Here is an 11052-nt window from a genome sequence, read left to right as displayed (position 1 = left end):
ATGCGTGAACTCAATGCGGTCTCCTTATTCTTTCGACTCGCACTTGCCATGATCAGCGGTGGTCTGCTCGGTCTGGAGCGCGGACGCAAGCGCCGCCCCGCCGGGTGCCGCACCTATATGCTGGTCTGTCTGGGGGCCGCGCTGACCATGCTGCTCGGCCAGTATGAGAGCATCGCACTCGATCTGCACTGGTCGTCGCTGGCGGAATCCATCGGCCAACGCACCGACGTATCCCGTTTCAGCGCACAGGTTGTCAACGGCATCGGCTTTCTCGGTGCAGGCACTATTCTGGTCACGGGCCGTCAGGAGGTCAAGGGTCTGACAACCGCGGCCGGCCTGTGGGCGTCCGCCTGCATGGGGCTGGCCATCGGCGCAGGCTTTTACGAATGCGTCATCCTGTGCGTACTGCTAATCTTCCTGTGCATGCGTTTTCTGCCGGTCATCGAAAACATGCTGATTGAGCGCGCCCGCTTTATCAACATCTATGTGGAATTTCATTCCCTCGACAACATCGGCACGATCATCAACCGCATCAAAGAGCAAGGAGCGCAGATTTGTGACGTGGATATCAGCCGCACCGGCGCGGAAGGCTCAAAAAACCCGAGCGCGGTTTTTTCCATCCGTCTGGAGCACAAACAGCCGCACACCCGCATTCTCACCGCCATCGCCGAGCTGGACAGCATTTACACCATTGACGAGTTTTAAGGAGGGTCGTCCATGCTACCCATTTTTGACGGCCTGCGCGACATCACGCTGGCTTCGATTACGCTTCGCATGCTGCTTTCCGTACTGTGCGGCGGCCTAATCGGCATTGAACGCGCCTACAAACGCCGTCCTGCGGGCTTCCGGACGCATATTCTGATCTGTCTCGGCGCGTCCATGACCACAATGACCAGCCAGTTTCTCTACCTCAACCTGCATTATTATACCGATATGGCCCGTCTGGGCGCACAGGTTGTGGCAGGCATCGGCTTTATCGGCGCGGGCACCATCATCGTCACGCGGCGGCAGCGCGTCAAAGGCCTGACAACCGCTGCCGGACTGTGGACGGCCGCCATTATCGGTCTTGCACTCGGCGGCGGCTTTTACGAGGGCGGCATCTGCGCCACCGTGCTGGTGCTGGTGGCGGAAATCATCTTTTCACGTATCGAATATCGCATTCTCGATCATGTTCCGGAAATTAATCTGTATATGGAATACTCTGACAAAACCTGTCTGGAGCGTGTGCTCCAGCTTTTCCGGCACCACAATCTGACCATCATGGATATTGAGATCACACGCGCCTCGGGCAGCGAAAGTCACAATGCCTGCGCAATTTTCTCTTTGCGGCTGCACCGCAAATGCCCAATCAACACACTTCTCAATTGGGTGAGTGCAACGGAAGGCGTTATTACCGTCGCTGAGCTTTGACACATGCTTTTTCTTATTCTTCTTTTTCCGATCGTCCTGCCACGCGGTCCATCGCCGCGGAGGACGCAAATCCCCCGGCCTGTACAGGCCGGGGGATTTGTTATGTCAGCACGCGAAAAATCGCCATATCAATTGTTGTTTTTCAGCGGGAGCGTCGGATCACATCCAGCAGCGCTGCTGTCGCCTCGCTTTCGCATCCCTGCCAGTCGACCGCTCCGATACGAATATCCGGTTTGATTCTGCCATGAAAATCGCTGCCGCCGCTGATCAGCAGTCCGCTTGCATTCGCTTTTTGCACGTAAGCGAATGCTTGCTGCGTTGTATGATAGCTGCTGAAGGCTTCCACGCCGTCCAGCGGCAATTGAAGCACCTTATCCCACACTGCCATATCCGAAATACTGATGCCCGGATGCGCCAATATCGCAACTCCACCGGCTTCATGAATCAGGTCAGCCGCTTGTCCGGCTGTCATAAAATCGACCGGCACATATGCGGGCTTGCCCGGTGCACACACCGACCAGTAAAAATTCACCAGCGGCCGGTCTTCCAGCGCGCCGCCCGGCAAAAGCGGACGAATCAGCGGATGCGTGCGGTTTTCCGGCATTTGCAGTGCGGATTGCGCGATTGTTTCCGCACACACCACGCCATCTCCCGCCAACTCCAGCACCTGCTCCCGGTCAAACCCGATGCCCAGCGCTGCAACAGCATCCATGAGCCGCAGGCCGGCCTCGGCTTGCAGCACATGTACTGCCTGCACTGCGTGGAGCAGCGCGGCATTGGCAATATCAATCCCATAACCGAGAAGGTGCAAGTGAGTCCCCTCATGCATACAGTCCAGTTCCACGCCGGCAATCGCCTGCACGCCCAGCTGCGCGCAGCGCCAAATAAATTCCGCTGCCCCCGCGATATCATTATGATCGGTCAACGCTGCCAGCGTCACGCCCTCCTGACAGCACAACTCCGCCAGCCCGCGCGGCGAAACCTCGCCGTCCACGCTGACGGAGGAATGCATATGCAGATCGGTCTGCGCCATGGTTTCTCCTCCCGTCCCTGCATATTTTAAGCGGATATACTGCATTTGATCGCAGCATATTCGAGTTCAGGCGGCAAAACCGCATCCTCCGGAATCAACCAGCGGCGGCTCAGCCGTACCACCCCGCTGATGCGGGCTTTCTCACAGCTGGTTCGCACCTGCTGCGCACTCACGCCCCATTTGACTGCGGCTTCCGGAATGGTGATATAGCTTTTCATGCAAAACGCTCCTCTCATACCAGCCCCACCATTGCCTTGCGGTGGGTCCTTACGAAAAAATATGATATACCGCCTGTGCCACGCCGTCATGGTCGCAGTCCTGCGTGACATAGCGCGCCAGCTGCTTGAGCGCAGGATCGGCATTGCCCATCGCCACCGGCATGCCGACCGCGCGCAGCATGGCTGCATCATTATCGCTGTCCCCGATAGCAACCATTTCTTCCGGGCCAACACCAAGCATCTCTCCCAGTCGAACCAGCGCCGTCCCCTTATCCACGCCCGCCGGCATAACCTCAAAATTATCGCTGCCCGAACTGGTGATCGTAATCCCCGGCAGCGGACGGATGGTTTCGAGCGCCTTGTCCAGATCCGCGCGTTCGCCAATCGCATACACCTTGGTCACATCCAGTCCCCGCGCGCGAATTGCGCCCGCGATATCGTCCAGCACAACCTTATTGGCGTGAAAACCCTCTACGCGATAATTCTGTACAAAATCGCGGTCGGAAAACGGATTAATATAGATTTTATCGCCCACATAAATCATCACGCGCACAGGCAAATCCTGCACGGCGGCGACCGCCTGCGCACCGATTTCGCACGGCATCGCCCAGCTTTCCAGAATACGCTCGTCGGAGGCCGTCGCAATCGCCGCGCCGCCCGCCGTGACCATCTTATCCTCGCAGGCAATTTCGCGGGCAAACTCCGCCGCTTCTCCGACAATCCGCCCGGTCGATAGTACAACATAAATGCCGTGCGCCTTGGCCCATGTCAGCGCCTTGCGGGTTTCAGACGTAATCTCCTTTTGCGAATTGAGCAGCGTGCCATCCAAATCCAGCGCGAGCAAACGATATTTCATGCGTCTCTCTCCTTTATCCAATGATAGACCGCCGCCGCCACGCCCGCGTGGTCATTATCCGGCGCAATCCAGTCTGCGGCCTGCCGCGCAGCATCAGAACCGTTTCCCATCGCCACGCCGACGCCTGCTGCGCGCAGCAACGCGCAGTCAATGTCATGGTCGCCGATTGCCATAGATTGTTCTGATGCAATACCCATATGGTGGCAAACGTTCAGCAGCGCCTCGGCTTTGCCGGCCTGCCGCGGCATAATCTCCAGATACTCGTCCTTGGAGCGGAGCAACTCCGCTGCAATCGCTTGCTTTTGCAGAATTTGATAGAAGGCATCAATGCGTGCGGCCTCACCCATGCACAGCAATTTGTGCGGCGCGCCCGCAGCAAGCGTGTCCTCCAATGCGACAGCCGTCGGATGCAGTCCGGTGATGATGCCTTCGCCCTCGCTCCACCGGTCCTCCCGCTCGACAAACCAATCGGTATCACGGTACAGGCTGAGCGAAACACCTTGCTGCCGCGCCAGTCGAATTACCGTCTGCACTGCATCCACAGGCAGCCTGCGGTCAAAAATTCGTCTTTCGCCCTCTTCAATCAATGCGCCGCCAAAACTCGCAATCGGTCCCGGTACGCCAAGCGCCTGCGCAATCGGCGCGATGGCCTGCGGCGGTCGGGCGGACAGCAGACAGATGCAGACGCCCTTTGCCGCTGCATACTGCACTGCCGCCCGGTTTTCGGGCGGCAGCTGATGCGCAGTGTCGAGCAGGGTTCCGTCAATGTCCAGACACAATAGACGAAGGGGAAGGATAACGTCTTCGGTCTTGTTCATGCCTGCTCCACCGCCTTTAGAATATGCGCCACATTGCGGCGGCCGTTGCGGATGCCCAGTCCAAGAAGAGCGGCACAGACCACACTGATACACGCCAGCACAACCCCGGCCACGCCGCATGCCAGACGCAGTCCGCCTCCGCTCAGTCCCCACCAGGCCAGGACCGCAGCACAAGAGGAAAGGAGCATCGCATTCCTCAACCAGATGGACAGCCGCGCCAGCGCGTCCTTCTGCTGCTCCGCTTCCCGGAGCAGCGTTTTCTTACTCAATTTGGTTTTCATCTGCGAAAACTCCTTTCCAATGCTGTTTTTTAGTAGCTCAGCTGCGGGTCAAAGAAGCCGATCAGTACGCCAATCAGTGCCACCGCGACCAGAATGAGCATAACGGTCGTCGGCGCCATTTTCTTTTTGCTCATCAGCCAGTAGCAGAACATAACGGCCGCAAGCGGCAGAAGTTTGGGGAAAATCGTGTCGAGTACACCGGTCTGCAAGGCGATGTCGCCGGGCAGCACCAGAGGTGTAGTAATCGAAATCCACGTTGCTGCAACCGCGCCGATAACAACCGTGCCCAGCATAATGACCGATTCACGGATGGCGTTGGCTTTTTCGCCGACAATGAGTTCTACTGCCTTGCCGCCCAGCTCATAGCCCTTATAGTACAGGAAACGCATGCCGAGCGTCAATACGATATTGTAAACCAGAATGTAGAAGATGGCGCCGAGCGGCGAGCCGCCGGACGACATGCCCAGCGCAACGCCGAGCAGAATCGGAATGAGCGTGCCGACAAGCAGACTGTCGCCGATACCGGCGACCGGACCCATCAGGCCGGCGCGGATACCGTTTATCATCTCGCCGTCAATCTCCTCGCCGTTGGCCTTGGCCTCCTCGAGACCGGCGGTCATGCCGACGATTACCGTGCCGAGCTGCGGCTCGGTATTAAAGAATGCGGAATACGTCTGGAGGGCTTCTTTCTGCTCCTCCTTGGTATCATACAGCTCCTCCACCAGCGGGAGCATAGCGCACAGGTAGCCGAACGTCTGCATGTGCTCCTGCGAGAAGCAGGTCAGATGGCCGTAATACCAGTTGCGGAAGGATTTCGCAAGCGCCTTTTTGGAAAGCTTTTTCTCAGCCATGGTCAAATCTCCTCCTCGTCATCGTCAAATTCGTCCGTACCGGCATCCGATGCAGCAGCAGGCGCAGCCTTCTGCATGCTCAGCAGCTTGATGCGGTAATTGATGACCGCGAAAAAGCCGCCAACAACCGATGCCGCAATCAGATTCAGGCCCATGCAGGCCGCCAGTGTAAAGCCGAACAGGAACGTCAGCAAATCGACCGGCTTGGTCGCCACCTGCTTGAGCAGAATCGCAATACCGACTGCCGGGAGGAGTGAGCCGACCGTAAACAGGGTTTTCATAGCGATGCCGTCCATCGGCAGATAGGCCTTCATCAGGTCAACCATGTTGACGCCGACCTTGGTGATGATAAATGTCGGAATAAACGAGCACAGGATGTGAGAAATCCACGGCAAGCCCATATCAACCACATAGAGCTTTCTCAGGTTGCCCTTTTCCAGCGCTCTCCAGCCCATATGCTGCCAAACGAGGTTGACCGTCGCCGTGCCGTAAAACAGAACCGTACCCAGCGTACCAACAGCCGAACCGAGGGTGACCGCCATTGCCTGACCCTCTGCGGAAGCCGGGTTGAGGCCCATGCCGTTTACTGCAACAATCGACAACGGGATACCGATGTAAGAGATGGCACGCACGTCAGCGGATACCGTACCACCGGGCGTAACCAGCGCGATGTAAACGACCTGAATCGCCGCGCCCAGATAGATACCGGTCTGCACGTCGCCCATAATCAGGCCGACAATCAGGCCCGCAACCAGCGGACGGCCCAAGGTGTAGTTGCCAAACACCGTGCCGCCAAGGCCGGGCATGGACGCCAAACAGGCCAGTAAGCCAAACAATGCCGCCTGCCATACCTGGATTTCCATAAAATCCTTCACCTAACCTTTCTGTATAGCCCCTTTTGTTTTTTAACCCGCAGCCGTGCCGCGGTGTTTATACTTATTTGTAGCCGAACTGACCGCGGAACTTTTTCCAGTTGCCGATGGCCGCTTCCTTAATCAGCGCGAACTCCACTTCGTAGCCCTTCTGCATAATGGCCTCCAGCGCATCCGCCTCTTCCTGCGTAATGGACTGGTTGTTGCCCAGCTTGACTGCGCCCTCGCGGTCGTTGCACGGCCCGATAACAACCGTCTTGACCTCGCCGGGGTCAAAGCCGTCGTCGACCAGAATGGTTTTCATGGTCTGCGGGTCCTTGGTAATCAGGAAGTAGCGGTCCTTGCTCGCCAGCACCTTGCCGCACTTGGCGCGCCACTCGTCGAGCGACCAGACAAAGGTCTTTTTATCACTGGCGTTTTTGTAAGCCGCTTTCAGTACCGGCGTTTTTGCCGCCTTATCATTGACGGCAATCAGGCCGTCGCAGGGATATTCGAGCGCCCAGCGGGTACAGGTCTGACCGTGAATCATGCGGTCGTCTACACGGATAAATGAAATAGACATGAATTTTTCCTCCCAATTAAATATTGCAATGTGCCGTCAAATATCGTCCTCGTCGCCGCCGTCCAGGTCAAACGGCTTGAGCTGACCGCGGCCTTCCTCCATAATCTCGGCCGCAACCTGCGCGAGCGGTGCGTCCGCGTCCGCAAAAGCAGCGGTCAGTACGAGCGGCAGGTTCATGCCGCCGATGGCAGCCGTGTTCGCCAACAGGCCCTTTTCCGTCAGGACCTCCATCGCGGTCGTCAGCGGCGAGCCGCCGATGATATCCGCAAACAACAGGATTTCGTCCTCCGCGGTGATATCCGCAACCAGTTCTGCAAACGCCTTCCGGTAGGTGTCCACATCCATGCCATCGAGCAGGCTGGTCGAGCGAATGTCCTCGCGGCCCGCACCGGCCATCATGCCGACCGCATTGTGCAGCCCCGGCGCGAAGGTTCCGTGGCTGACCAAAATCAGATAACGCATGCTCATTTTCCCCTTTCTCGTTTGTTGAGACAATTTTACCAATTGACCCACAATAATACATCTGTCCATTGTCACGAATGACAGATGACACTTATCCTCTTTTACATGACAAATGTCATTTGCCTTGTGGAAAAACGCAAAAAAGCCGCCCCCGGCTTTGGCACATTGCCAAAACCGGAGACGGCTTATTCTGTCTGTCTGTTCTTCGTTTGTTTAATGCTGCAAATATTCCTCCATCTTCAGCTGCACCCTCTGCAGCTGAAGGGACAGGTTGTGGTCATCCTCCATGGCCGTTGCCACCAGACTTTCCGCAAGCAAAAGCGCCTGGTCATACGCGCGAAAATGCGGCGCGGCAACCGCCTGCTCCATCGCGTCGGACAGGATTTCCAATCCGAGCTGGCTCTCGCCCGGCGTGTCTTGCCGCAGAATCTGCTGGGTCTGCGGCGACTGCGTCACGCGCCGCAGCGCGGATACGCTGTGTGAATCCGTATACAGCATACTCTGCGTCGCGTCCGAGCAGGTCATCTCTTTGAGAAATTCCCACGCCAGCGCCTGCTGCGAGGACCGACTGCTGATTGCCGCCAGCACGGTGCTCAGCTCCGACCGTCCCGCACCGGACGGCCCGCCCGGCATCTGGATACAGTCCCACTCAAAATCCGAATACCGCTTGATTCGCCACGGATAAGGCTGATAGGTGCGGTAATCCGAGAATAAAAATGGCCGAAATGCAACATGCCCTTCGTCAAAGCTGCGCGCCGTGATATCGCAGTCCGCATATAATTCTTCCAGCCGCTGCGCAAATCGAACCGCCTCCACGGACGCCGGCTGCGCAATCAGACAACTGCTGCCGTTCTCATCAAACAGCGCCGCGCCGTTTGACGCCAGCGCGTCCCGCCAGGTATAGCCGTAACTGCCAAACTGGTCAATCGTGCCGTCGCCGTCCGTGTCACGCGTTACCTGTGCGCAGATCTCGTAAAAATCATCCCACGTCCAGTCATTATCCGGTACCGGGATATTTTCCGCCTCCAGCAGCGTTTTATTGACAAACATCAACGTCGGCACGCATTCATACGGCAGCGCATACTGCACGCCGCCCGCCGCGCCGCTCTCGAGCGCTGCGTCATAGAAATCCGCTGTAGAAACCGCAGAATCGTTTGCCAGCAGGTTATCCAGCGGCTGCAAAGCTCCCTGCTCCGCCAGCATACCGAAATCCTCCGGCAGTACCATAAACACATCCGGCTCCCGACCAAGCAGATATTGGTCAGTCAACCATTCGGAATAATCCCGTTTTAAAATACCACTTGTATACTCCACGCGCACATTGGGATGTGCCTGCTCAAACCGCGCAATCGCAGCGTCAATCACAGCATAGCAGTTGCCGGTCGGCGCATCCCAATAGCTGCCCGCAATCACGCCGACCGTGATCACAGTTTCCCGCGACGCACCAAAGGCCGTGCACACCAGCACTGCCGCAGTCAACAATACGCCGGCTGTCAGTCGTTTCAGCATCTGTCTCATGGCTTATCCCCATAAGGATCGGCCGCCACGCCGGTCTGCACTGCCCAGATCGCAAGCTGTGTACGGTCACGCAAATCGAGTTTGCTTAACACACTGCTCAAATAGTTGCGCACCGTGCCCTCCGACAGGCATAGCGCCGCCGCAATCTCCTTGTTGGATTTGCCGCAGCCAACCTCGCGGATGACCCGCCATTCGTTTTCCTGCAAAGCAGCGGTCTGCTGTGTATCCACCGGAATCTGCATGCTGCCGCGCGCCATGCGCGCAAACATATCCAGTGCCTTGGATGCCACGCCGGGCATGATGATCGAGCCGCCGCGCACCACCTCACGTACCGCATTTGCCAGTTCGCTGACCGAAACGCCCTTGAGCAGATAACCGGACGCACCGTAACGCAGCGCACCGAATACATACTCATCATCGTCAAATGTGGTCAGGATAATGACCTTGATTTGCGGATAGGCGGCTTTAATCAGCCGCGTGCATTCCACACCGTCCACCTCGGGCATGCGGATATCCATGAGCACCACATCCGGTTTTTCCTTGCGGACCAGTTCAATCGCCTCACGTCCGTTGGATGCTGTGCCCACCATGGCGATATCTGCCTGCGCATCCAGCACAAAGCTCAGGCTCTGACGGATCAACTCCTGATCGTCTGCAATCAATACACGGATCATATTTCATCCCCCCATCGAAGCGGTATGGAAGCCTCTATCCGGAACCCGTTCTCTCCGTTCACGCGCAGGCTGCCGCCGAGCAGCCGCAGCCGCTCCCGCATGTGACGCAGCCCAAAGCCTTGTTCGATTTTTGCGCAGCCGATACCGTTATCCTGCACTACAATCGTCATGCAGCGCTCCTGACAGGACAGGGACACGTCAATTTCGGTCGCATGCCCATGCCGGATGGCATTGGTCACGCTTTCCTGTACAATCCGATAGACCGCATCCTCCTCGTCCTGTGAAAGACGCATATCCGTCGGCTGCACATTCAGCCGAATATCCGCATGTGAAGTCTGCTGCATCTCGCTGCACAGCTTGTCAAGCGCCTCGGACAAGCGAAACCGCTCGAGCGCATCCGGTCTGAGCGCACTGACCGAACGGCGCACCTCATTCATGCCCGCACGAGCGGTTTTCGCAATGAGTTCCATCTGCTTGCGCGCCATATCCGGCGAAATATCCATCATTTCAATACAGGCATCCGCACCGGCGGTGATGCCGGTCAGCGCGTGGCCGAGCGTATCGTGAATCTCGCGCGCCAGACGGTTGCGTTCTCGGGTCTCCGCCATGCGCTCGCTTTCCGCCGCATATTCCTTGAGCTGACCGTTGAGGACAGACAGCTTATCATTCGCCCGCGCCAGTTCTCCGTTGAGTCGGCGGATAGCCGCGTTTTCTTCCGTCCGCCTGCCGACCAGAATCACCATATAGCCGATAAACAAAATCAGATTGAGCGCACTGAGCAGACCAATGGCTGTCTGCATGAGCTGCCGCGGCTGTCCCTCATAATAGGCAAGATATTCGGATACCGAAACCATACCCAAGCCGGATTGCAAAACATCCAGACTGGTCAGCAGATAGAGCGAGGTCATCGCGCCGAGAAACAGCATACGCCCGCGCCCATGCAGACTATCCACCAGATTGACCACGGCGAGCAGCAGCAGGCCGTTATAGTCCAGATGCAGCGCCAGAATCACAAGCAGGGCGACTCCCGGTTCCAACCAAAACACGATACGGCCGTTTCCCAGCCTGCCGCGCCGATATGCAAAGTCGACCGCGACAAACGCAAGTAAACTAAGCGCCGCAAAAGACACGCTCCACGGAGCAGCCGGTAAAATACTCAGCCCCTGCAAAAAGCTCACACCCTCGGCTCGCTGCACCGCACGCAGTGGCGTCAGCACAAAAACCGCACCGAGGAACGCGCAGAGTGCCAGATTGATGAGCAGCGTCCCCTGCCGCAGCAGGGTCAGGCTCTCGTCCGTCTGCATCTCGCGATTGGCCGGTCCATCCGACATGCCAGCAGCCCCCTTTTCCCCGTCAAGCCTTGTCTTTCTTCTGCCGCAGACAGTCGCCTTTTTTCCTGCCGTGCTGCGCTGTGGAACGGGTTTCCTATGCATAAATTATAATATATATCCTGCACAAGATCAAACAACATATCAGATCAGATGCAAAAACAGCAGG

Annotated in this window: 14 protein-coding genes; 2 read left to right on the top strand and 12 right to left on the bottom strand. The window is 57.4% G+C overall.

The window, feature by feature from the left end; genetic code table 11:
• Both ACESSO_RS12810 and ACESSO_RS12805 read left to right on the top strand, forming a co-directional pair.
• Positions 1–705: an MgtC/SapB family protein gene (locus ACESSO_RS12810; RefSeq protein ID WP_373165851.1), complete on the top strand. Its 705-nt coding sequence runs from the start codon at positions 1–3 to the stop codon at positions 703–705.
• 12 nt (positions 706–717) lie between these two features.
• Positions 718–1410: an MgtC/SapB family protein gene (locus ACESSO_RS12805; protein ID WP_373165849.1), complete on the top strand. Its 693-nt coding sequence runs from the start codon at positions 718–720 to the stop codon at positions 1408–1410.
• A 142-nt stretch (positions 1411–1552) separates the two neighbouring features.
• Here ACESSO_RS12805 and ACESSO_RS12800 read toward each other — a convergent pair whose 3' ends face one another.
• From ACESSO_RS12800 to ACESSO_RS12745, 12 genes are all read right to left on the bottom strand, one after another.
• Positions 1553–2443, bottom strand: a complete 891-nt coding sequence (locus ACESSO_RS12800) for a PHP domain-containing protein (protein WP_373165847.1) — start codon at positions 2441–2443, stop codon at positions 1553–1555.
• Positions 2444–2469: 26 nt separating this feature from the next.
• Positions 2470–2661, bottom strand: coding sequence for a DNA-binding protein (locus ACESSO_RS12795; protein WP_373165845.1), 192 nt, complete (start codon positions 2659–2661; stop codon positions 2470–2472).
• A gap of 49 nt (positions 2662–2710) precedes the next feature.
• On the bottom strand, positions 2711–3517 hold the full coding sequence (locus tag ACESSO_RS12790) for a Cof-type HAD-IIB family hydrolase (protein WP_373165843.1): 807 nt from the start codon (positions 3515–3517) through the stop codon (positions 2711–2713).
• The gene (locus ACESSO_RS12785) at positions 3514–4335 is read right to left on the bottom strand and encodes a Cof-type HAD-IIB family hydrolase (RefSeq protein ID WP_373165841.1); all 822 of its coding nucleotides are present in this window, start codon (positions 4333–4335) and stop codon (positions 3514–3516) included. The genes ACESSO_RS12790 and ACESSO_RS12785 overlap by 4 nt, the downstream gene beginning before the upstream one ends.
• Complete coding sequence (locus ACESSO_RS12780) at positions 4332–4616, bottom strand: hypothetical protein (protein ID WP_373165839.1); 285 nt, start codon at positions 4614–4616, stop codon at positions 4332–4334. Before ACESSO_RS12780 ends, ACESSO_RS12785 begins: the two co-directional genes overlap by 4 nt.
• A 29-nt stretch (positions 4617–4645) precedes the next feature.
• Positions 4646–5467: a PTS system mannose/fructose/sorbose family transporter subunit IID gene (locus ACESSO_RS12775; RefSeq protein WP_373165838.1), complete on the bottom strand. Its 822-nt coding sequence runs from the start codon at positions 5465–5467 to the stop codon at positions 4646–4648.
• 2 nt (positions 5468–5469) lie between these two features.
• On the bottom strand, positions 5470–6330 hold the full coding sequence (locus tag ACESSO_RS12770; protein WP_373165837.1) for a PTS mannose/fructose/sorbose/N-acetylgalactosamine transporter subunit IIC: 861 nt from the start codon (positions 6328–6330) through the stop codon (positions 5470–5472).
• 73 nt (positions 6331–6403) lie between these two features.
• Positions 6404–6901, bottom strand: coding sequence for a PTS system mannose/fructose/N-acetylgalactosamine-transporter subunit IIB (locus ACESSO_RS12765; protein ID WP_373165836.1), 498 nt, complete (start codon positions 6899–6901; stop codon positions 6404–6406).
• A 36-nt stretch (positions 6902–6937) separates the two neighbouring features.
• On the bottom strand, positions 6938–7363 hold the full coding sequence (locus tag ACESSO_RS12760; RefSeq protein WP_373165834.1) for a PTS sugar transporter subunit IIA: 426 nt from the start codon (positions 7361–7363) through the stop codon (positions 6938–6940).
• 213 nt (positions 7364–7576) lie between these two features.
• A complete protein-coding gene (locus tag ACESSO_RS12755) occupies positions 7577–8881 on the bottom strand; it encodes an ABC transporter substrate-binding protein (protein WP_373165833.1) in 1305 nt (434 codons plus the stop codon).
• Positions 8878–9555, bottom strand: a complete 678-nt coding sequence (locus ACESSO_RS12750) for a response regulator (protein WP_373165831.1) — start codon at positions 9553–9555, stop codon at positions 8878–8880. Before ACESSO_RS12750 ends, ACESSO_RS12755 begins: the two co-directional genes overlap by 4 nt.
• The gene (locus ACESSO_RS12745) at positions 9552–10886 is read right to left on the bottom strand and encodes a sensor histidine kinase (RefSeq protein WP_373165829.1); all 1335 of its coding nucleotides are present in this window, start codon (positions 10884–10886) and stop codon (positions 9552–9554) included. The genes ACESSO_RS12750 and ACESSO_RS12745 overlap by 4 nt, the downstream gene beginning before the upstream one ends.
• Positions 10887–11052: the final 166 nt, after the last annotated feature.

This window comes from Agathobaculum sp. Marseille-P7918, assembly GCF_964248325.1.
In the GTDB taxonomy this organism is placed as follows: Bacteria; Bacillota; Clostridia; order Oscillospirales; family Butyricicoccaceae; genus Agathobaculum.
This window is presented reverse-complemented; position numbering and strand designations above follow the sequence as displayed.